The organism is Variovorax sp. YR750 (assembly GCF_900109805.1).
Lineage (GTDB): Bacteria > Pseudomonadota > Gammaproteobacteria > Burkholderiales > Burkholderiaceae_C > Variovorax > Variovorax gossypii.
In genome coordinates this window covers 139,430-159,465 of record NZ_FOBJ01000015.1, presented here as the reverse complement: position 1 = coordinate 159,465, position 20,036 = coordinate 139,430, and the positions used below count along the sequence as shown (strand labels likewise).

Below are 20,036 nucleotides of genomic sequence, written 5' to 3'. Positions count from 1 at the left end.
GAAGGTTCCTCGATCAAGGGACTGCGCAGGCGGGCCCGGGCCGGGGGGCCAGGGTCCGCGGGTGGATGAAGTCGACGCGCTCGGGCGCCACGCCCAGGCGCGTGCCGCGCGCGGGGCGGCTGCCCAGCGGGTGGCCGAGATGGAAGTCGTCCTCCACGGCGAAGCCCTCGAGCAGGGCCACGCCGTCGACGACGCTGCGGTGGTAGTAGCGCAGGCCCTCCTCGGCAGGAACGGCCACGGCCGTCGCGACGGCGCGCACCGCCTGCGAGCGGTTGCCCGGCGAGGCATGCAGCAGCCGCTGGTCCATCACCACGGCCTCGCCGCGGCGCATGGGCAGCTCGCGCAGCAGGCCCGCCTGCGCGTAGGCCTGCAGGCTGTCGGCCGCCGGCGTCGAGCCGGGCGCGCGCGCGCCGATGTTCACGCGGTGGCTGCCCGGCACGAGCACCAGACAGCCGTTGAGGCCCGAGACGTCGACCAGCGGCGCCCACACGCTCACGGCGGGCCGCCCCTCGGGACGCGAGAAGCTGATGTCCTGGTGCAGCGGCATTTCGCCGCCGTCGGTGCACGGCGCCTTGACGGCAAAGCCGCAGAACACCGACCGGTAGCCGGCCAGCACGCGCGCCAGCGCGGGCGCGAGCACCGCCTGCACGGCGTGGTGGACCGCGCCGCGCGCAGCGGCATCGGGGATCAGCAGGCTGGCCGCGAAGGGGCCTTCGTGCAGGACGGCATGCGGGGCGAAGGCCGCCTGCAGGCGGTCCAGCTCGGCAGGCGACAGCAGCCCGACCACCGCGCAGCCGTCGCGCGCGAAGTCCGCCTCGGCACGGGCATCGCACAGGGTCACGGTCGCCGCCGCGCGCGGCGGCGACCCGGCGGGCGTGCCCCTCATGGCCCGGTCGGCCCGCGGCCGTCGCGCGCCCCGCCCAGCGCGCGCAGGCGCTGCCACGCACGCGAGGCCACCACGCGCGGCAGGGCCAGGAAGACCGCCGGCCCCGCGGCCACGCGCCCGCCGTGGACCAGCACGGGCATGCCCTCGAGCGCCGGGTGCTGCGCGTAGAAGTCCCGCGCCTGCGCGGCGTCCAGCGGCACGCGGCGCACGGCCCCGAGCGACAGGACCACCGCCAGCCGGGACAGGACCACACAGGGCGGGCACTGGCGCTTGAAGAACAGCAAGGCGGCGCGCCGGCCGTGCAGCAGCGGGCTATCCACGCAGGACCTCCGTGAGCACGAACAGCGCGCTGGCGGTGGTGATGGTGCCGGCCTGGTCCCGGTACAGCTCGCCCGCGGGCTGCTGCCAGGGCGCCGTGCAGGCGGGGTCGGTCACGCGCAGGTTGAAGCCGCCGGTCCATCCGCCGTCCACGCGCTGGGCACCCAGCAGGTCGCGCAGCAGCCGGTCGGCCTCGGCCGAGCCGGGGTCGCGGAAATGCGCGATGCCCGCGGCATAGGCGAGCTCGAAGGCCCCCGGGGACGGATGGGCGGCACCCGAACCCTTGCCCGAACCCACGCCGGTGCCCGCACCCATGCCCACATGCGTCGGCGCCGCGCCGCGCGCGCCCTGCCCCAGGCGGCGCAGCAGCAGCAGGTGGTGCCAGGTGCTGTAGTGGTGCGTGCGCCACCAGTAGGCCGGCCAGTTGCCGTCGGCCAGGGCGGTGCGCGCGACGCAGGCCTGCAGCGCGCTCGACAGCGCCCGGCGGGCCTCGTCGTCGAGCGCCAGGCCGGCGGCGGCCGTCACGCAGGGATGCGCCTGCCCCCAGGCCTGCGGGCCATCGTCGTAGGTGGCGAAACCGCCCTCCTCCCGCCAGTGCCGCAGGAGGCTGCGCCTGTCCGCCGGGGCCACCTCGCGGCCGAGGGCGCGCAGCAGGCGGATCGCGAAGCCGGTGGAGTCCGCGTCGATGCCCGTCGTCTCGTTGTAGCCCCAGCCCGCGGCATAGGGCCGGTCCCGCGTGAGCCGGTCGGCGGTCCGCCCGGCGGCCGCGAGGGCCCAGGGCAGGTCCGCGACCCACGCGGCCTCGGCCAGCGCGAGGCCGGCGAAGGCGCTCACCCACTGGGTCGAGGCGCCCACGGGCAGCCGGTAGTCGGCGAAGCCGCCGTCGGCAGCCTGCAGCTCGCACAGGTAGGCGCAGGCCGAGGCGATGCACGCGCGCAGCGCGCGGCGGTCGAGTGCGGCCGGCAGGTCCGGGCCCGACGGCTTGAGGTAGATGTTCAGGCGATGCTGGCCGCGCCGGTCGACGCCGGCGCCCAGGAAAGCCACCTCGCAGTGCTGCGCGTCCAGGGCGGCCTGCACGGGTGGCACCGGCAGGCCCAGCCCGTGCGACACGCGCGCCACCAAGTCCAGCCAGGACGCGGCGGGTTGCGGCATGCAGTGCCCGCACAGGTCGATCTTGGTGTCCTCGAGGGCCCCCGAGGCGAAGTCGAAGCCCGCGCTCATCACCAGCCCCGACAGCGGGAACTCGCGCAGCCCGACGGCCGTGGCCAGGAAGGCCGCCAGCCCGGGATCGTCCAGCAGCGGCAGCCCGAGGGCCGCGAGGCCCACGGGTGTGCGCAGGCGCCAGTACAGCTTGGCCCGCGCACGCTGGCGGGAGAGGCCCTCGATGCCGATGCTCGAGAGCTGCACATGCGGGCGCAGGCGCTCCAGCGTGCCGAGGGCTTCCGCGGCATCGGGCAGGACCAAGTGCAGCCAGTCGCGCGTGCGCGCCCAGACCGCGTCGCCCAGCGGCCGCACGTCCACGTACACCGCGCAGCCGGGCTGGCCCAGGCCCGTGCCGATCCACAGCAGGCTGCTTGGGTAGGCGTGCAGCGCCGGCTCTTCCAGCAACAGCGCATCCAGCAGCGCCTCGCACGCGGGCGCGAGATCGCCGGCGCCGCCGCGCTCGAGCGCCAGGGCCAGCGCCTCGCGGCTCGCGACCAGCCGCGCCGGTGCGTCGGCCAGGTGCCATGCCGGGTCGACCAGCATGCGCAGCCCCGTGCCCTCGCGCGATTGCGACAGGCACAGCTGGGCCGGGCTGCCGTCGTTGTTGAGCTCGGAAAACCCGCCCCGGCGGCCATCGCCGCCTGAGGGCGGCGACAGCAGCGCCCAGCCGGTGGCGGCCACCTCGCGGGCGTCGAGGCCGGCCAGGCGTGCGCCCTCCTGCCACAGGCGCTCGACGCCTGTGCGCAGCGCGGACTGCTGCACGTTCGTCATGCGGATCGGCGCCCGGGCGCTCAGACCTTGGTGATCGAGAAGGTCGAGGTCGCCCCCGACTTGCTGCCGCGGTTGCCCGCGCGCCCCGGGCTGCCGCTCTTGCCGGCGCTGCCCCCCGGGCTGCCCGCCGCCCCCGGACCGCCGGCGCCGCCGGCGCCGCCGCCCTCGCCCGGCTGCGACTGCGCGGTGCGCCCGACCATGGCGGCGGAGGCGCCGCTGTCGAGCGAGTACCGGACGGTGACCGTGGTGCCGTCGCCGCCGTTGCCGCCATAGCCGCCGTTCGCGCCGTTGCCGCCCGTGCCGCCGTTGCCGCCGCCGCTGCCGGTGCACTTGTAGGCGCCGTCCTTGTCCGACTTGCCGCCCTGGCCGCCCGAGCCGCCATCGCCGCCGCCGCCGCCGTCGCCGCCCGAGCCGCCATTGCCGCCCGCGCTGAAGACGACGATGTTGTGGCTGGCGTCGCCCAGCAGCTTGGTGACGGTGATCGTTGCCGGGAAGGCCTGCTTGCCGTCGGCGCCATCGGTGCCGTTGCTGCCGTTGCCGCCGGTATCGCCGTTGCCGCCGGCCGTGCTGTCACGGCAGCCGCTGGCCCAGTTGCAGTCGCAGTTGCGGCCGTTGGAGCCGTCGCTGCCTTTGGGGCCGGCCGTGCCGGCCGTGCCCTTGGTGCCCGAGTAGCCGAGCACCACGATATCGCCCAGGGGGACGTCGTCGATCAACATGTGTGTACTCCTTGCGTGCTTGCGTGGGATGTGGGGCTCAGCTCTTCTTCTCGAGCGAAGCGAAGGTCACGGTCGACTTCACCTGCACGATGACCTCGCCGCCCGCGATCTGCACGGCGCCGAAGTTCGCCGGGTCCTCGTTCACGACCAGCGGATTGCCGGGCGTCACGACGCGAACGTCGCCTTCGGCAAAGTCGGTCATGCCGGCGGGTTGGGATTGGGGGGTCTTGGTTGCCATGGCGGGTCCTTCCGTTCAGTTGAGCGAGGGGGCGCCGCAGAACTTGCGCACGCTGCCGAAATGGGCGTGGCAGGGCGTGTGCAGCACGAGCTGGCCGGGTGCGTGCAGGTCGAACTTGCTGCACAGCAGGACCGCGGGGGCGCCGACCACGCTCAGGCGCGCGCCGGGCATGACGCTGAGTTCGTCCATCGCGTAGATGGCGGCCTCGAAGGTGCCGTGGTACAGCCCGATGACGTCGCGGTAGTCGCGCACCAGGGCCGAATCGCCGAACAGGTAGACGCGGCCCGCGCGCTCGATGTCGGCGGCCTCCTCGGCGGTGAAGTCGCGGCGCGAGGACACGGAGCGCCCGGACCACGCCCGCGTGGGCAGCGGCCAGTACTGGTAGGTCGCGGCATGTGCGCGGCAGCTCTCGTCGGGCGCGCCGATCCAGCGCTTGAAGAGATCGACATCGGTGGTCGTGAGCATGAGCGGGGCCACCGCCGACGCGTCGGCGGGGTCGCTGCTGAGCACGCGCTGCTGGCCGCGCTCGACGCTCAGCGACACCGGCGCGATGTCGCGCGCCGCGTCGCAGCGCGCGAGCGCTTCCTGGATGGCGGCCGCGCTCTCCTCGCTTTGCAGCGCCAGGGCGAAGTGGCCGGGCAGGGACGCGGCCGCGGAGGGCCGGGCGGCGCCCGACGGGCGCCTGGCATGCCCGCGCGGCGGGTGTCCTGTAAGTCCTGTGAACATGGTTCTCTCCTTGGGGAAGCTGGAAACCATCTCGAGCGGGCTGTGATTCATCGCCCGCAAAAGCTGGCCATGGAATGCGCCGGTTATTTGCTGTAACTGCATGCAACTGGCCCGCGCAGCCTATCAATTTATTTCGCCAGCGCCAATGGATTTGGCGAATTAATTTTTCAATTAGGCACAAGGAATTAATTTCCTTTTTAGGCCAAAAAATGAAGAAACCGCGAATCCATCAATTCAGGAAAAATCAATTTCACGGCATTACAACCAATACCGGCCACCGAAGCAGAATCTTTGGATTAACCCCTTCGCCTCACAAGGCACCGAGACCGCGCCACAGCGGGCGGCGGAGGGCAGTTTTCACCAGCATGGTGCAGCTGCACGTCGATCGTGATTTTTGGGGATTTCAATTTGAAAACGGAAGAACCAGTTCGCCGAAGTCAATCCCGAAGACGGGTTAATTCGAATTGCCGAGGCCAGCTCCAAAATTACAGCGATCGACGATCTAAAATCGACCCGAAGCGGCAAGACATCGCCTCAGAATTTCCGTGTCCTCGGTAATTCGTATTGCATTTCCAATGCCGAACCCGCATGAAAACCGCAGGGTCAAAAAGGTATATCCGAGCGACAAGAACTGCATGAACACGACGACACGGAGCCGAGGCGGTCTGCAAGGGCCTGTCTGCCCTGCCAGTCCGGCGGGCGCGAAACTCTCAACGCCGTTGAGAGAAAGAACCGGAAACCCACGGACACGCGCCGGGCTGCCGCGCGGCTCGATTCGGACGGCCGGGCCCGGATGCCGCGCAGCGGCGACCGTGGGACGGGCAAGCACCATCGAGGCACTACATTTGCCCGGTGCCTGCCTCCATCACCCCCACCCTGCTCCATGACCTGCGCTTCACCAAGGACCTGAAACCCCGAGTCGACGGCAAGCAGCGGCCGGTCGCGCACGCCATCAACCGCGAACCGATGGTTCGGTCCCGGAACATCGGACAGCCCATCCGCGCGCTACAGGCACGCCGCGGCCGCGGCACTGCGGTGGTCGACCAGCTGAAGTGCCATCCCCAGGCGCCCTGCCCCCGATCTCGCGAAGCTGGCGCCGCGAGCCCCTGGCGCATGCGCCAGGTTCGCGAGAGCTGCACCGCGCAGGACCTTCTCGCACGGCCTGCGCGGAAAACGACCAGCGCACGCCCCGCCCTCCAGATGAACAGGGACCAGGCATGAGCAAGACCGTCGGACCGGCACGCCGCGCAGCAGCGGCAACAACGACCTCGGAAGCCGCCTTCGGCGAAGTGCTCGCGCTGATCCAGGGCGCACGCCAGCGCGTGGCCCGGGTGGCCAACGCCGAAGTGATCGAACTCTACTGGCGCATCGGCGAGTACCTGCACCGGCGCATCGAGGCCGATGGCTGGGCCATGGGCACCGTGGAGCAGCTCGCCGCCTACATCGCCCGTCGAGAGCCGGGCCGGCGCGGCTTCTCGGCCCAGAACCTGTGGCGTATGCGGCAGTTCTTCCTGGCCTATCCGCCGGACTCGAAACTCTCAACACTGTTGAGAGAAGTCCCGTGGTCCTCGCACCTGCACATCCTCAGCCGCGCCAAGCGCGAGGAGGAGCGCGAGTTCTACCTGCGCATGACGGCGCAGCAGGGCTGGCAGGTGCGCGAGGTGGCCCGGCAGATCGACAGCGGCCTGTTCGAGCGCGCCCTGCTCCAGCCGCCCAAGGTCTCGACGGCGTTGAGAGAGATGCAGCCCCAGGCCGCGCAGCACTTCAAGGACGCCTACCTGCTGGACTTCCTGGCCCTGCCCGAGCCGCACTCCGAAGCCGAGCTGCACCGCAGCCTGCTGATGAACCTGGGGCGTTTCCTCACCGAACTGGGCCGGGACTTCTGCTACATCGGCAGCGAGTACCCGGTGCAAGTGGGCGGCCAGGACTTCGCGCTCGACCTGCTGTTCTTCCACCGCGGCCTGAACTGCCTCGTGGCCATCGAGCTCAAGGTCACCGCCTTCGAGCCCGAGCACCTGGGCAAGCTGAATTTCTACCTGGAGGCGCTCGACCGCCAGGTAAAGAAGCCGCACGAGAACCCGGCCATCGGCCTGCTGCTGTGCGCGAGCAAGGACGCCGAGGTGGTCGAGTACGCGCTGAGCCGCTCGCTCTCGCCCGCGCTGGTGGCCCAGTACCAGATGCAGCTGCCGGACAAGCGCATGCTCGCCGAGAAGCTGCACGAGTTCTATGCCTTGAGCGCACCGGAAGCGGCATCCGCTCCCACGGCAGCAACGACAACAACCGCGACAACGAAGACGAAGAAGAGAACAGCGAGGCCGCAGGCGCCGAAGCGCAGGAAGCGCGACGGCCCCTGACCGGAAACGCTCGGCCATGGGGATCGCGGAACGGACACGACAAGCCTCGACCTCAAGGCCGCTCAGAGGATGAAGCATCCAAGCGTCCTCCTGCGGGACAGGACAGCCCAGCGCCCGCCCCTACTCCCTCAGCGTGAAAACCACTGAGAGGTACGAAACCGGCCTCGAATGGATCACCTCTATACCGTGCAACGGCGTTGCATCGAACAGCAGCGTGTCCCCTGCCCCCACCTCGACCGCCCTCGCACCGTAGCGGTAGGTGACCGCCCCTGACAGAAAGTGCAGGAACTTGAGCCCCGGATGCTGGAAGGTCACGTACGGCCCGGCTTCTGGCAGCAGCGTCACCAGATAGGGCTCCACGAACAGGTTGCCCGACAGCGAATGCCCCAGCAACTCGTACCGGTAGCCCTCTACGACGCCGATGCGGTCGACCACGAGCCCCTGCCCTGCCCGCACATGGCAGAAGTCCGTCCGCCGCGCCTGATCCCCAAAGAAGCGTGACACGGGTACGCGCAAGCTATGCGCGAGCCGCTCCAAGGTCTCCACCGAGGGCGACACCAACCCACGCTCGATGCGCGAGAGCATCGACGCCGAGATCTCCGACGCCGACGCGAGTTGCCCGGCCGATAGCCCGGCGGCCATGCGCAGCGCCCTCACTTGCATGCCGATGCGCGACATGAATGGATTGCGCGGCGCAGGCGCCGGCCGCTTCGGCCGGACACGCGTGACCGAGGTCGGCAGACGCAGCGGTCGTGCGGTAGGCAGGGGCGAGGCGATTTGGCGACGCGTCATCTGGATTTCGTGCCCGCAAGGAAGGCCTGAATCGAAGAGTTCTGGCCGAGTTCTCCGGCGCCACCCTCGATCCAAATTCGATACGAGAGCATCGCAGCTGGCGCTTTGTACCATACAAGCGGGTGCATAAAGAAGACCATGCGATGAGAGTCATCGCATGCGATCGACGCAGGATCCCGCACTGCTGAAAGCCTTTGCAGCCGAGCTCAAAGCTCGGCGAGCGGTGCGCGGCTTCAATCAGGAGGAGCTTGGATTTGCGTCGGGACTCAATCGCACATTCATCGCCAAGCTCGAGACGGGCACCTCGAGTCCCTCGCTGACCAGCCTCGTCCTCCTGTGCAACGGGCTCGAAACAGATCCCGCAGAGCTCATGCAATCCCTCATGAAGCGCTACAGGAAGGAGCTCCGAGCCAATTCGGCATCCGGATAGATCTTCAGAAAGCTGCGACTTTCGACAGGCGGACGCGGATTACCGCGCGCAGTTGCCCATTGTTCGGCACGCCGAACATCAGAAAGGACGGGAGAGGATGCACCGCACGGCGGATCCAAGGGGAAGCCATCGACAGGCCGCGCGCAATGGCACAGGCGGAAGAAGTCCGCGTTCTTCCAGGCCTGCGCAGGTTGCCGAATCACCTTCCGCCCAGATGCACGGCCAGCATGAAAAAGTACGGGTCGGCTCCTGCGCCAACCGCCTTCACGTCCTTTGGCTGAGCGCCTTTTCGATCTTCCTGTCGGTCTTGTACTGCCCCAGCCCGTACACCGCCCAGATGGTCGCCGGCAACCAGCCAATGATCGTGACCTGAAGAACGAGGCAGATGACTCCGGCAATCGGCCTGCCGATGGTGAAGAACGTCAGCCAGGGCAGGATCAAAGCAATCAGCAAGCGCACTTTTTCTCTCCAGATCGTTGAGCGGTCATTTAATCCGCTGGAACTCCAAGCCCCGCATCGGCCAGTTCGACGCCAAGCCATCCTGCCCGGGAAATTTCGAGCAACGATAGACCTGTTCATCCAAACTGAGGCCAGCGACCAGAAGCACGATCTCACCACATTGATGAGAATCAATGTAGAGGTTGCGCCAGCTTTGGGGTCACTCGCGCAGTGTGAACACCACCGACAGGTAGGAAACCGGCCCCGAATGGATCACCTCGATGCCATGCAGCGCCGTCGCATCGAACAGCAGCGTGTCCCCTGCCCCGACCTCCACCGATTTCGCGCCGTACCTGTAGGTTACCGCCCCCGACCGGAAGTGCAGGAACTTGAGCCCCGGATGCTGGAAGGTCACGTACGGTCCGGCCTCCGGCAAAAGCGTCACCAGATAGGGCTCCACGAACAGGTTGCCCGACAACGAATGCCCCAACAGCTCATAGCGGTAGCCCTCCATAGCGCCAATGCGGTCGACCACCAGCCCCTGCCCTGCCCTCACATGGCAGAAATCCGTGCGCCGGGCCTGGTCCCCGAAGAAGCGAGACACCGGTACATGCAAGCCCTGCGCGAGCCGCTCCAAGGTCTCTACCGACGGAGAGACCAGCCCGCGCTCGATGCGCGAAAGCATCGAGGCAGAGATCCCTGAATCCAACGCCAGCCGACCTGCAGACGCACCCGTCGCCATGCGCAGCGCCTTGACCTGCGCACCGATGCGGGCCGCGGACAGGCTCCGCACAACAGGTACAAGTGGCCGAGACCGCCCACGCGTCACCGAGACCGGCAAGCGCAGCGGTCGGGCCGTCGGCAAAGGGGATGTAAGCGTTCGATTGGTCACGAGTAGCAGCCTGGCGCGATCCGATACGCACCAATTCTACGATAAACGTAGAGACGTTGGCGGCCGGCATTACGAGTATCGTAGGGTGAAAGCCAGCCCCTCTCCATCTCGTTCGGTCTTCGGCGCTCGGTTGCGACTTGCCAGACTGGCGGCCGGGCTGCCGCAAGACAAACTCGGCGTCAAGGCAGGACTGGACGAAGGAACCGCAAGCGCTCGCATCTCTCGGTACGAGAGCGGAATACACGAGCCCAACGTTTCATTTGCGAATCGCCTTGCAGAGGAGCTTCGTGTCCCACTTGCGTATTTCTATTCAGCCGATGACGACTTGGCCAAGCTGATCCTTTGGTTCGGTCAGTTGGATATGAAGCAGCGAAAGTTACTCCTCGAATATGCCAGCCGGCTCAAGGCTACCGATTGAGTGTTGATCGAGCGTAAGACCTTTGGTCTGGACCACCGGGTCTAACTGATACTGATCCGGTGCCCGGGTCTCTCACCAGGAAAAGGTCAGGTCATCTAGAGGTCTGCATCGGCGCAGCACTCCGGAGTTCAAGTTTCGGGACGTAGAGGCCGGAGGTTCGAATCCTCTCACCCGACCAGACAAAAATATGCGGTCAATTAATCACGTCCTTGTTCAGTGAACGATGAGCTGTGAGGCTACGTGCCCATGTAGAGCAACATGGACATGTAGACATGACAGAGCAGTACGCAGAGTTGAAAGGTCGGCTGGTTGTGGGGCGCAAGAGTGACGGGCGCAGCGTCTACGACGAAGCCCCAAGAGGGAATTGATCGTTGCATGCTGTTAGCGCCAGCGCAATCGAGATCAGGAGGGGGTGCGGACAAAAACTTGGACTACCAGGAGGTAGTTCATGTATTCATACAACGACAGAATTCGAGCGGTCGAGCTGTACATCAAGCTCGACAAGCGCGTCAGGGCGACCATCCGTCAATTGGGATACCCGACCAAGAATGCGCTGAAGAGCTGGCACCGCGAGTACGAGCAGCGGCTCGACCTGCCGAAGGGCTATGCGCGATCGAAGCCGCTTCATCCTCAGTTGCGCGGTGCTGCACGCCGACGAGACCCCGGTGGCCATGCTGGACCCGGGCGCGGGCAAGACGCGCCGAGCCTACGTCTGGGCCTACGCCAGAAGCTGGCACGACAAGGTGCCTGGTGTGATCTACGAGTTCTGCCCGGGACGCGGGGCGCAGTATCCGCTGGCATTCCTGGGAGGCCAGGATAGACACGGCAGGCGATGGTCGGGCACGTTGCTGACCGACCGCTACAGCGCCTACGAGACCGTGGTCGATCCGCGGCTGTATCCGGACCGCTTGGGCGCAGCCTGCGCCGCGCACGCGCGCCGCAACTTCGAAGAGCTGACGCACGACGGCACCAGCGTGGTGGGCCTGGAGGCGGTGCGTCGCTTCGCGCGCATCTACGGGGTCGAGGCGCAGCTCAAAGAGCTCAGCGATGACGGTAAGCGCGCTCTCACCACCCATCTTTCCTGAACGGACGGCGACCGGCATGCTCGCGTGAGCATGTGCGCCGGGATGGTGTGCATCAAGACCGATCATGCACATCATGTCCGCAGAGATAGAGTCCGTAGCCGAGCGCACTGCCAAACCGCGACGACGCGTCCATAGCGAGGCGCTCAAGCGCGAGTTGGTCGAGCGCAGCCTGCTGCCAGGCGCCTCGGTGGCGGCGCTGGCAATGGAGCACGGCATCAACGCCAACCTGCTGTTCGCGTGGCGCCGAGCGCATCCGAGGGCTACGGCTTCACCTGTGCCAGCCGAGCGCGCGAGCTCCGTAGGAGGAAGTGCTGCCTTGGTGCCCGTGGAAGTCATGCCCGAAGCAACGCCTAGCCTCGCTATGGCAGCGACAGCACCCGCAATTCGCCCCGGCACCCCGGCGGGTACCATCGAGATCGAGGTGGCCGGCGCTCGCGTGCGGTTGCGCGGCGCAGTCGACGAGACGAGTCTGCGCAGCGTGCTGGCCGCACTGCGCGCGAGCGGCGCATGATCGGCCCGCCCGCCAACACCCGTGTGTGGCTGGTGGCCGGCCACACCGACATGCGCAAGGGCTTCGACGGCCTGGCCGCCGTGGCACAAGCGGCGCTGGACGCCAACCCCTTCTGCGGGCATGTGTTCGTCTTCCGCGGCCGACGAGGCGACCTGATCAAACTGCTGTGGTTCGATGGCCAGGGCCTGCTGTTGTTGGCCAAGCGGCTGGAGCGAGGCCGCTTCATCTGGCCTCAGGCCAGCGATGGCCGAGCCGTTCTGACTGCCGCGCAGTTGTCGATGCTGCTCGAAGGCATTGACTGGCGCATGCCAATGCGCACGCAAAACCCTGAGCTTGCTGCGTAGGCGCGGCGCTTCGCAACTGGGCTGATGACATCCGTCGGCGGATCGGGCACAGTGCTGCTCCGTGCCCAGTGCCTTCGACCCGATCAGCGACCTGCCCGACGACGCGAACCTGCTCAAGCAGCACCTGCGCGAACGTGTTGCCGAGGTGTCGGCGCTCAAGCTGATGGTCGACAAGCTCACCTTGCAACTCACGCGCCGGGTGCATGCGCAGTACGGTGCCTCCAGCGAGCGATTCAATGACGCCCAAGTCAGCCTCCTGGAGCCGGCCGCGCTCCATGAGCTGCCCCTGCCGCGCGCGCCGAGGGCTGCCGCCAATGCCGGCACGCTGGATCGCCGCCTGCCGGATCACCTTCCGCGCGAGCAGCAGGAGCTGCGCCCCGACACCACACCCGCACATCAGGATGCCGCAGGCCAGGATTGCGGCTGCACAAGTTGCGGTGGCCGGCTGCGGCGCATCGGTGCGGACGTCTCGCAGCATCTGGAGTACGTGCCCGCGCGCTTCAAGGTCATCCGCACCGTTCGCCCGAAGCTCGCGTGCACGAAGTGCCAGAGCATCTTCCAGGCTGCAGCGCCCAGCCGCCCGATCCCGCGTGGCGTGGCCGGCCCCGGCCTGCTGGCGCACGTCATGGTCTCCAAGTTCTGCGACCACCTTCCCTTGCATCGCCAGAGCCGTATCTATGCCCGCGAAGGCGTGGACATCGATTGCGGCACGATGGCCGGCTGGGTCGGCCAGGTCCACGCGCTGCTCGATCCACTGGTGGCAACGCTGGGCCGCTACACGCTGGCTGGCGGCAAGGTGCACGCCGACGACACACCGGTGAAGGTGCTGGCCCCTGGCGAAGGCAAGACCCGCACAGCCCGGCTGTGGGTGTACGTGCGCGATGACCGCCCCAGCGGCAACACGGCGCCGCCGGCGGCGTGGTATCGCTACACACCGGACCGCAAGGGCGAGCACCCAAGACGCCATCTGAAGGGCTTCGCCGGCATCCTGCAGGCTGATGCCTACGGTGGCTGGAGCGGGCTGTACGACAGTGGCAGGGTAAGCGAAGCAGCTTGCTGGGCTCATGCGCGACGGCCCTGGTGGGACCTGTACCGGGAGCGCCGAGACGACAGCGGCTTGGCGGCCCAGGCCTTGCGCCGCATCCAGGCGCTGTATGCAATCGAGACCGATGTGCGGGGCCGGCCACCCGAGATCAGGAAGCAGCAGCGTCAGGCGCGCGCCAGCCCGTTGCTGGCCGAGTTCCACGACTGGCTGCACGGCGTGCTCACCCGGGTGTCGGCCAAGTCGGAGCTGGCCAAGGCCGCGCGCTACAGCTTGGCGCGCTGGCAGGCACTGACGCGCTATGTGGATGACGGGCGCATCGAGATCGACAACTCGGCTGCCGAACGAGCGTTGCGCGGCGTGGCCGTCGGGAGGGGCAACTATCTGTTCATGGGCTCCAACGACGGCGGCGAGCGGGCGGCTTCGCTGTACAGCCTCGTGGAGACGGCCAAGTTGAACGGACTCGATCCGCAGGCGTATCTGCGCGAGGTGCTCACACGCATCGCCGAGCATCCGATCAACCGCATCGAGGAGTTACTGCCCTGGAACCTTGCACAGCGCCGCGACGCGCAGAGGCTGGCGGCGTGAGCACGCCCGGCGTCGATCCGCGACTGCTGGAAGTGCTGGGCCGCGCCAGCAGCCTGGAGTTGTTCCAACTCAGTGCCGTCATCGAGCGGCTACTGGCCGATCCCAAACGCATCCTGGCGGTGCGCAAGGACCTGCACCTGGGCCAGGTGGTGAGCTTCCTGGATTGGCGTGATGGCCAGATGCGCACTGGGACTGTGGTGGCAATGAAGGACACTCAGGTCACGATCCAGGAAGAACACACGCGGCGTGCCTGGACGCTGCCTTACACGGCCGTAGAGCCACCGCAGCCGAATACCCAAAGAGCAACGGCACCAGAGCCACAACCGCTTGCGCCACGAGCCAGCCGTAATGACTTCCGTTGCGGCGAGAAGGTGTCCTTCGAGGACAAGTACTTCAACACCGTCGTGGGCGTGATCGTGCGCATCAACCAGCGCACCGCAACCATCGACCCCGGCGATGGGACCACATGGCGCGTGGCCTTCGGTCTGCTGCGTCACGTCGTAGACATCTGAGCCGCTCCGCCGTCAAGCTGGGTGATGAGGGCACGCTTACCGATGACGAGCGCCGGGCGCAGCGCCAGCGGCTTGCCAAGCCGCTGTGGGAAGAGCTCAAACACTGGCTACAACTGGAGCGCCGGCTGGTAGCCGACGGCGGCCCGACGGCCAAGGCCATCGACTACGCGCTGGGGCATTGGGCCGCGCTGACGCGGCACTTGGACGACGGCGCGGTCGCCATCGACAACAACCACCTGGAGCGCCAAATCAAGCCGTGGGCGATGGGACGCAAGGCATGGATGTTCGTGGGCAGCGAACTGGCTGGCCAGCGCGCGGCCATCGTGATGAGCCTGGTGCAGTCGGCGCGCATGAACGGGCACGATCCCTGGGCCTACCTGCGCGACGTGCTGCAGCGCCTGCCGACGCAGCGCAGCAGTCGGATCGAGGAACTGCTGCCACACCGATGGCAGCCAGAATCCAGCGCGGCACCATGACCTTGCTCACACAGGCCGTGATGGTTCGGGCGAACATCGACGTCGACCGCATGAGCGCGCAGCAGAGGGTTGAGCTGGCTGACGAAATCTACGTCCAGCAACCGAACCTACTGGCCTCCATCCTCGTGTTGCCTCGCTACGGAGTCGACATGCTGCAGCTTGAGGTCCCGATCTATGTTCTGCTGGTCGCCTTCCAGGCCATGAAGCACTGCGGGCACGCCTTGCCGACAATCTCTGAAGACGTCCAGGAAACCTGTTTGCAGCGGCTGACTGCGACGATGAGGTTCACCGAGGGCGTGCCGCCAGACCTCGTCGAGCAGATGATCACGAAGTCCTGCGTCGAACACCCCGAGCGCTACCTGCTGGCGTTCGTGTACGGCTACCTCAGCGAGCACGACCTGCTGGCCGTGAGAACCGACGCCGAGAAATACCTGCTGCTGGCCGCCCTCAACCTCGTGGAGTGCGTGGCCTACATCGGAGCACAGCTGCAGTCCAAGTGAGCCGCGTTCGGCCGGTCAAGATGGTCGGACTGGACGCTCACGGCACTAACACCCCACGCGTACTTGAAGGACATCCTCGAGCGGTTGCCGACGCAGCCGGCCAGTCGTATCGAGGAGTTGTTGCCACATTGCTGGCAGCCAGCAGTGACCTCATGAGCTGCGCCCGTCGTCAAGACGGGATCACCGCGCGCTTACCGACCGAGGCCTCGACGACGCACACAACATCGCCAAGCTGTTGCCGTGGACATAAAAGGAGCCGCCCAAACGACGTGGGACGGCGAAGACTGCGGGCATCAGGGAGGAAAAACGCCACTACAGGGCAGTCGTCCTGATTATCCGTTGGCCGTCGCCCCTCCCATGCGCTGCACTTCATATCGCAAGAAGTCGCTGAGCCGCTTTGACTCAGCAATTTCATCGTGCGGCACCAGCAGGTAACGCCACTGCTTGCCACCGACCGTTGCCGCGTGGCTAGAAGCGTGCGAGCACCATCGAACGGCAGCGGCAGCCTTTGACTTCACCTCGTCCGAACTCAAGTCGTCCCGCTTCTTGGTTTCCACCATGAGGATCATTGAATCCGTCTCGGCCACGAAGTCAGGGATGTACTCCGGCTGCTCGCTACCCAGCTTGTAGTAAATCTGGAACTGCCCCTTGGCGGGCTTGAGCCACTTCAAGGCACCGCGTTCAAGGATGACCGCGAAGCGCCTCTCGGTGTCCGAGTCAAACTTTTGTAGCGGGTACAGGCATCGTGAGAACCCGCCAAACAACATCTGCTTGATCTTGCCCAGATCGGTAACCGTTTCGCGGTAGTTGTGTGCCGTCTGCCCGGCGACCGCCGTGTAGTTGCAGGGCTTGAGTTCTGTGAAACCTCGGCTGACCTGCACCTCGTAGTCAGTGGCCTCTTCCCAGAAGTGGGCCATCATCTCGGCCCTGATCAGGCGGGCCAGCTCTCCACCATAAATGTCGAACACTTCATGCAGCTCGTTTTCCGAGTAGTTCTGTGCCTTGTAGTGGGCTACAGCCTGACCGGCCAGGTCATAGAGCAACTCGGCCTGCGTGAAGTAGTCGATGTCGTCATAGTCGATTAGCTTCTTGACGATGTAGTCCTCGAAGCGCTGCTCCCTGATGCCCGCCTCGCGGCTCATGGTGAATTGATGGTTCGTGCGCAGCTCTTGGCCGACGATCTCCCGTTGACCCGGCTGGAAGTTGGGTAGTGAACCCAGCTTGAACGGGTGAAAGCCGGTGGTGACCTCTCCAGTGGGCACGACTGCTATTCGCGGAATGTCGATGGTTTGCTGCACCACTATTTCAGTGGTCTTGGACACAACGGCCGACAGATCAAGACCTGGTGCGGCATCGTCCACTTCAGCCAGCAACTCCCCCTGGGCAGGCTTCAGCCGCTCGGTCACTTCAGCCAGAATGACCGATTGCACCTCCGGGGTGAGCAGCGCATTGCTCGTCGGCACGAGGTCACGCCTCACCTCGTACTTGCCGATCACATCCATCACCATGCGCGCTGCTTGGCGCTCGCGCTCCGTGGTGAACACGGGCGCAGACGCTGTGGTCGGAGCCGACCCCACGCTGACAGGACTGGTGGCAACGGGCGGGGGCTCTGCAAGACCCAGCCGCGCCATTGCGCCTGAGCTGACCTGCACGCTCACCTTCTTGTCGTCAGCGCTTGGTGCCTCCAGGATCACCTGCTTCAGGCGGATCGGCGAGTCGCCTCGGTTCGCCTCGTCGATGATCTCTTGGAACTTGTCGTGGGCCACGATGTTCAAGCGGTCCACCGTAGCGACACCCGTGCGCTTGCCGTAGGGCAGGCGCAAGCCGCGACCAATGGATTGCTCGATCAGCGTGCGCGCGTTGGCCGCACGCAGGGGCACGATGGTATAGAGGTTCGTCACGTCCCAGCCCTCTTTGAGCATGTTGACGTGGATGACGATCTCGGTGGGTTCGTCCACGCTCTCAACCGCCAGGAGCTTGGAGATCATCTCCTCCTCTTCGGCCCCCGTGCGGCTGGAGTCCACCTGAATCACCTTGTCCGCATAGCGCCCTTCATAGAAGGCCGATGACTCAATCAGCGTCTTTAGCTGCGAGGCATGCGTGGTGTCCCGTGCGATCACCAGCATGAAGGGCTTGACCACCTTCACGCCGTTCTCTCGGGCATAGGTCAGCAGCTCGACCTTGGTGGTCTCGTGCAGGCGAACGCCATCTTCCAGCTTGATCTTTTCGATCTCTTCCGCGGAGTGCGCCTTGGCGTCGAAATTGCGCTGGGTCACGGCTGCAGGCTCTTTGACAAAGCCGTCTTCCATCGCCCGCGCCAGTGGGTAGTCCATCACCACGTTCTTGAACTGCACAGGGCCACGCGTGGATTCCACGAACGGGGTGGCCGTCACCTCAAGGCCAAACAAGGGCTTCAGTTCGTTGATGGAGCGCACGCCGGCACTGGCTCGGTAGCGGTGCGACTCGTCCATCAACAGCACTAGGTCGTCCAGGCTGGCCAGGTGGTTGAAGTAGCTATCTCCCAACACCTCCCGGATGCGCTTGATGCGGGGCTCCTTGCCGCCACGCACTTCGGAGTTGATCTTGGAGATGTTGAAGATGTTGATGCGCACGTCGTGCGCAAAGCCCATCGTCTGGTCCTGAACCACCGCACCGGTCTGGTCGTAGTTGTCGCCCGTGATGATCAAGGGCGGCTGCTGCGCAAACTCCGCGATCCCCTTGAAGACGTACTTGGGCGTGTTGCGCGTGAAGTCGGTGATCAGCTTATTGTAGATCGTCAGGTTGGGCGCCAGCACGAAGAAGTTGTTGATGCCGTGCGCCAGGTGCAGGTAGGCAATGAACGCGCCCATCAGCCGCGTCTTGCCCACGCCTGTGGCCAGTGAGAAGCACAGCGAGGGGAATTCGCGTTCAAAGTCTTCCAGCGTAGGGAATTCCGCCTTCAACGTGGCAAGGATGGTTGCCACATTTTGGTCATGGCCGAGCAACTCCGGCGCGGCCTCGATGGCGCGCACGAGCTTCGCAAGTGACTCCGCTTGTGGCGGGCGCAGAGACAGCCGGCCGGAGACGGCGTTCTGGACGCGTGAATTCATTCTTCGTTCTCCCCAAACAGGCCGCCTTGCCCCGCGTTCGTGGCGGCGGATTTCTTGGTTTTGCGTGCGGCAGCGCCGATTGCAGGCTCGGGCTCTTCGGCTGGCTCTGTCTTCTCCGCAATCGGCAGATTGGCGACGTTGAGGCTGTAATCATCGTGGCCCCACTCACAGCGAGCGAGAACCATCTTCGGAATCTTCTTCAGCGTCAGGTTTGGCCAACGCTCGGATGCCTTGGCTGCAGTGACACCGTGGAAAGCCGCACAGCAGACGAGCAGGCTCTGGTCGCTGCCGACTTCATCCGACAGCGCTTGCAGTTGTTCCGCCGACAGGTTTTGGGTCGTGACGTAGATGAAGTCCCGCTCACTGGAGTACCCGTGCTGCCACCACTGAACCTCCGATGGGGCGTAGGTGAAGCCTTCCAGCTTGGCGAGCGCTTCGGCCAACTGTGCGGCGTTGTATTCAGGGTTGATGACCGGATTGCCCCAGCGGTCATTGACGATCAGACTCGGTGCGAGCTTGTAATAGCGAAATCCTCCCCCACCCAACCAGTTTTCGCTGTCAGTAATACCACCGCTGTCTTCTCCGTCAATGAGCTTCTTCAGGCGCGGAATAACGTGAGTATGGCAATGCTCTCCAAGCTCTACCATAATCCAACGGCGGCCCATTTTGTGAGCGACTGCGCCAGTTGTGCCTGAACCAGCGAATGAATCAAGGACGAGGTCGCCGGAATTGGTGGCGATTTGAATCACACGGAAAAGCAGCCGCTCTGGCTTCGGAGTTGCGAATGCGCAATCAGCCCCAAAGAGAGTCTGGCTCTCCCTTTTGGCTTCATCAGTGTGTCCAGCCTCTTCATGCGGCCACCATGTCCACGGAACCACGCCCTCAATATCGGCAAGGTACTGCTTCCGAGAGGGAACTGCATTCCCGTCCTTGCCAAAGTAAATTAGATCGTTTTTGAGTAGTTCGAGATACTTTGACTCAATGACCTTCCAGCACGACCCGGTGGGTGGTTTGTGTTGCTTCCCATTCGGCGCAGTAATTGTGTACATCTGATTTGGCCGGTAGCCTTGTGCGGCGAGGGAAACTCCGCGCCACGGGCCTTTGGGGTCCGAATTAGGATTCTTATAGACCTTGCGCTGCTTATCCTCTAGCGGCAGTTTATTAAATTTAAATCGCGGGCTTGATTTGTCTTTCGCGTAGATCAACATGTGATCATGAGCATCGCCAATTGCGACACGATTCTCGCGCGAGTACCGCTTCTGCCAAACGACATTAGCCACGAAATTTTTGCGTCCAAAAATCTCGTCGCAAAGCACCTTTAGGTAATGAACCTCGTTATCATCAACTGTGATCCAAAGGGAGCCATCCTCTGCTAGTAATCGCTGGATGATCTCAAGTCGGTCGCGCATCAGTCCTAGCCATATGGAGTGCTCAAGCCCATCGTCGTAATGCTCGAAAGCACTACCCGTGTTATAGGGCGGGTCGATGAAGACGCACTTAACCTCCCCGGAAAACTCATGCTCTAGCGCCTTTAGTGCCAGCAGGTTGTCTCCGAAGATCAGCCGGTTATCGAAGATATCGCTCTCGGTCACGCGGTGCCGGGCGTGGTAGGACTTTTCCGGGTCTTCGAGCAGGATGCGCGGCTCCAGTTTGGGTCGCTTTTCTTTGCCAATCCAGGTTAGCTCTAATTTTTGTTTGCTCATGGTC

The 20,036-nt window shown here is 65.3% G+C and carries 22 protein-coding genes and 2 pseudogenes; 13 read left to right on the top strand and 11 right to left on the bottom strand.

All coding sequences use genetic code 11. The features are described 5' to 3' along the window. Positions 1-13: 13 nt before the first annotated feature. The 6 genes from BMY35_RS27610 to BMY35_RS27590 are packed head-to-tail and all read right to left on the bottom strand — an operon-like array spanning position 14 to position 4,858. Positions 14-886, bottom strand: a complete 873-nt coding sequence (locus BMY35_RS27610) for a phytanoyl-CoA dioxygenase family protein (protein ID WP_093206207.1) — start codon at positions 884-886, stop codon at positions 14-16. Then, positions 883-1,206: a thioredoxin domain-containing protein gene (locus BMY35_RS27605; RefSeq protein ID WP_093206206.1), complete on the bottom strand. Its 324-nt coding sequence runs from the start codon at positions 1,204-1,206 to the stop codon at positions 883-885. The genes BMY35_RS27610 and BMY35_RS27605 overlap by 4 nt, the downstream gene beginning before the upstream one ends. Beyond that, complete coding sequence (locus tag BMY35_RS27600) at positions 1,199-3,178, bottom strand: prenyltransferase/squalene oxidase repeat-containing protein (protein ID WP_093206205.1); 1,980 nt, start codon at positions 3,176-3,178, stop codon at positions 1,199-1,201. The genes BMY35_RS27605 and BMY35_RS27600 overlap by 8 nt, the downstream gene beginning before the upstream one ends. Positions 3,179-3,198: 20 nt before the next feature. After that, positions 3,199-3,894, bottom strand: coding sequence for a hypothetical protein (locus BMY35_RS38380; RefSeq protein WP_170217254.1), 696 nt, complete (start codon positions 3,892-3,894; stop codon positions 3,199-3,201). Positions 3,895-3,931: 37 nt separating this feature from the next. Continuing rightward, the gene (locus BMY35_RS37915) at positions 3,932-4,132 is read right to left on the bottom strand and encodes a hypothetical protein (protein ID WP_143080753.1); all 201 of its coding nucleotides are present in this window, start codon (positions 4,130-4,132) and stop codon (positions 3,932-3,934) included. Between the two features lie 15 nt (positions 4,133-4,147). Further along, positions 4,148-4,858, bottom strand: coding sequence for a hypothetical protein (locus BMY35_RS27590; protein WP_093206204.1), 711 nt, complete (start codon positions 4,856-4,858; stop codon positions 4,148-4,150). A gap of 852 nt (positions 4,859-5,710) precedes the next feature. On the opposite strand from BMY35_RS27590, the gene BMY35_RS27585 reads away from it, so the two are divergent. Further along, positions 5,711-6,079, top strand: a complete 369-nt coding sequence (locus BMY35_RS27585) for a hypothetical protein (RefSeq protein WP_093206203.1) — start codon at positions 5,711-5,713, stop codon at positions 6,077-6,079. After that, positions 6,076-7,212 carry a PDDEXK nuclease domain-containing protein gene (locus BMY35_RS27580; protein WP_093206202.1) on the top strand — a complete coding sequence of 379 codons (1,137 nt, stop codon included), beginning with the start codon at positions 6,076-6,078 and terminating at the stop codon, positions 7,210-7,212. Before BMY35_RS27585 ends, BMY35_RS27580 begins: the two co-directional genes overlap by 4 nt. 120 nt (positions 7,213-7,332) lie before the next feature. Here the strand turns inward: BMY35_RS27580 and BMY35_RS27575 are convergent, their stop codons facing one another. After that, positions 7,333-7,890, bottom strand: coding sequence for a helix-turn-helix domain-containing protein (locus tag BMY35_RS27575; protein ID WP_093206201.1), 558 nt, complete (start codon positions 7,888-7,890; stop codon positions 7,333-7,335). Positions 7,891-8,161: 271 nt separating this feature from the next. On the opposite strand from BMY35_RS27575, the gene BMY35_RS27570 reads away from it, so the two are divergent. After that, on the top strand, positions 8,162-8,434 hold the full coding sequence (locus tag BMY35_RS27570; RefSeq protein WP_093206200.1) for a helix-turn-helix domain-containing protein: 273 nt from the start codon (positions 8,162-8,164) through the stop codon (positions 8,432-8,434). A gap of 264 nt (positions 8,435-8,698) precedes the next feature. Here the strand turns inward: BMY35_RS27570 and BMY35_RS27565 are convergent, their stop codons facing one another. Beyond that, a complete protein-coding gene (locus tag BMY35_RS27565; protein ID WP_093206199.1) occupies positions 8,699-8,893 on the bottom strand; it encodes a YqaE/Pmp3 family membrane protein in 195 nt (64 codons plus the stop codon). Between the two features lie 199 nt (positions 8,894-9,092). Continuing rightward, positions 9,093-9,665 carry a helix-turn-helix domain-containing protein gene (locus BMY35_RS27560; RefSeq protein ID WP_093206198.1) on the bottom strand — a complete coding sequence of 191 codons (573 nt, stop codon included), beginning with the start codon at positions 9,663-9,665 and terminating at the stop codon, positions 9,093-9,095. A 184-nt stretch (positions 9,666-9,849) separates the two neighbouring features. Here BMY35_RS27560 and BMY35_RS27555 point away from each other — a divergent pair, with 184 nt between their 5' ends. The 10 genes and pseudogenes from BMY35_RS27555 to BMY35_RS27515 form a co-directional block, all read left to right on the top strand. Continuing rightward, a complete protein-coding gene (locus BMY35_RS27555) occupies positions 9,850-10,182 on the top strand; it encodes a helix-turn-helix domain-containing protein (RefSeq protein WP_256229793.1) in 333 nt (110 codons plus the stop codon). 448 nt (positions 10,183-10,630) lie between these two features. Then, a pseudogene (locus BMY35_RS37905) lies at positions 10,631-10,804 on the top strand (IS3 family transposase); the annotation flags it as partial. After that, positions 10,788-11,267: an IS66 family transposase gene (locus BMY35_RS27550; RefSeq protein ID WP_093206196.1), complete on the top strand. Its 480-nt coding sequence runs from the start codon at positions 10,788-10,790 to the stop codon at positions 11,265-11,267. The pseudogene BMY35_RS37905 and the gene BMY35_RS27550, both read left to right, overlap by 17 nt. 73 nt (positions 11,268-11,340) lie before the next feature. Next, entirely contained in the window at positions 11,341-11,778 is a 438-nt protein-coding gene (locus BMY35_RS27545; protein WP_218153018.1) for an IS66-like element accessory protein TnpA, read from the top strand. Then, complete coding sequence (gene tnpB, locus BMY35_RS27540) at positions 11,775-12,122, top strand: IS66 family insertion sequence element accessory protein TnpB (RefSeq protein ID WP_093206194.1); 348 nt, start codon at positions 11,775-11,777, stop codon at positions 12,120-12,122. Before BMY35_RS27545 ends, tnpB begins: the two co-directional genes overlap by 4 nt. A gap of 61 nt (positions 12,123-12,183) precedes the next feature. Further along, the gene (locus BMY35_RS27535) at positions 12,184-13,752 is read left to right on the top strand and encodes an IS66 family transposase (RefSeq protein WP_371287196.1); all 1,569 of its coding nucleotides are present in this window, start codon (positions 12,184-12,186) and stop codon (positions 13,750-13,752) included. Beyond that, complete coding sequence (locus tag BMY35_RS27530; protein ID WP_093206193.1) at positions 13,749-14,264, top strand: hypothetical protein; 516 nt, start codon at positions 13,749-13,751, stop codon at positions 14,262-14,264. The genes BMY35_RS27535 and BMY35_RS27530 overlap by 4 nt, the downstream gene beginning before the upstream one ends. Next, entirely contained in the window at positions 14,219-14,740 is a 522-nt protein-coding gene (locus BMY35_RS27525; RefSeq protein ID WP_093206192.1) for an IS66 family transposase, read from the top strand. Before BMY35_RS27530 ends, BMY35_RS27525 begins: the two co-directional genes overlap by 46 nt. Next, positions 14,710-15,240, top strand: coding sequence for a hypothetical protein (locus BMY35_RS27520; RefSeq protein ID WP_256229790.1), 531 nt, complete (start codon positions 14,710-14,712; stop codon positions 15,238-15,240). Before BMY35_RS27525 ends, BMY35_RS27520 begins: the two co-directional genes overlap by 31 nt. 51 nt (positions 15,241-15,291) lie before the next feature. Beyond that, positions 15,292-15,396: pseudogene (locus tag BMY35_RS27515) on the top strand (transposase domain-containing protein); the annotation flags it as partial. Positions 15,397-15,572: 176 nt separating this feature from the next. On the opposite strand, the gene BMY35_RS27510 reads toward BMY35_RS27515, so the two are convergent. Next, complete coding sequence (locus tag BMY35_RS27510; RefSeq protein ID WP_093206191.1) at positions 15,573-18,329, bottom strand: DEAD/DEAH box helicase; 2,757 nt, start codon at positions 18,327-18,329, stop codon at positions 15,573-15,575. Beyond that, complete coding sequence (locus BMY35_RS27505) at positions 18,326-20,032, bottom strand: site-specific DNA-methyltransferase (RefSeq protein ID WP_093206190.1); 1,707 nt, start codon at positions 20,030-20,032, stop codon at positions 18,326-18,328. Before BMY35_RS27505 ends, BMY35_RS27510 begins: the two co-directional genes overlap by 4 nt. Positions 20,033-20,036 lie beyond the last annotated feature (4 nt).

Bases quoted from the DNA above. Each gene is read 5' to 3' on its own strand.
- BMY35_RS27590 (WP_093206204.1), bottom strand. From the start codon at position 4,858: ATGTTCACAGGACTTACAGGACACCCGCCGCGCGGGCATGCCAGGCGC.
- BMY35_RS27525 (WP_093206192.1), top strand. From the start codon at position 14,219: ATGGCGCGTGGCCTTCGGTCTGCTGCGTCACGTCGTAGACATCTGAGC.
- BMY35_RS27570 (WP_093206200.1), top strand. From the start codon at position 8,162: ATGCGATCGACGCAGGATCCCGCACTGCTGAAAGCCTTTGCAGCCGAG.
- BMY35_RS27580 (WP_093206202.1), top strand. From the start codon at position 6,076: ATGAGCAAGACCGTCGGACCGGCACGCCGCGCAGCAGCGGCAACAACG.
- BMY35_RS27505 (WP_093206190.1), bottom strand. From the start codon at position 20,032: ATGAGCAAACAAAAATTAGAGCTAACCTGGATTGGCAAAGAAAAGCGA.
- BMY35_RS38380 (WP_170217254.1), bottom strand. From the start codon at position 3,894: ATGTTGATCGACGACGTCCCCCTGGGCGATATCGTGGTGCTCGGCTAC.
- BMY35_RS27610 (WP_093206207.1), bottom strand. From the start codon at position 886: ATGAGGGGCACGCCCGCCGGGTCGCCGCCGCGCGCGGCGGCGACCGTG.
- BMY35_RS27550 (WP_093206196.1), top strand. From the start codon at position 10,788: ATGCGCGATCGAAGCCGCTTCATCCTCAGTTGCGCGGTGCTGCACGCC.
- BMY35_RS27545 (WP_218153018.1), top strand. From the start codon at position 11,341: ATGTCCGCAGAGATAGAGTCCGTAGCCGAGCGCACTGCCAAACCGCGA.
- BMY35_RS37915 (WP_143080753.1), bottom strand. From the start codon at position 4,132: ATGGCAACCAAGACCCCCCAATCCCAACCCGCCGGCATGACCGACTTT.
- tnpB (WP_093206194.1), top strand. From the start codon at position 11,775: ATGATCGGCCCGCCCGCCAACACCCGTGTGTGGCTGGTGGCCGGCCAC.
- BMY35_RS27575 (WP_093206201.1), bottom strand. From the start codon at position 7,890: ATGTCGCGCATCGGCATGCAAGTGAGGGCGCTGCGCATGGCCGCCGGG.
- BMY35_RS27600 (WP_093206205.1), bottom strand. From the start codon at position 3,178: ATGACGAACGTGCAGCAGTCCGCGCTGCGCACAGGCGTCGAGCGCCTG.
- BMY35_RS27520 (WP_256229790.1), top strand. From the start codon at position 14,710: ATGGCAGCCAGAATCCAGCGCGGCACCATGACCTTGCTCACACAGGCC.
- BMY35_RS27510 (WP_093206191.1), bottom strand. From the start codon at position 18,329: ATGAATTCACGCGTCCAGAACGCCGTCTCCGGCCGGCTGTCTCTGCGC.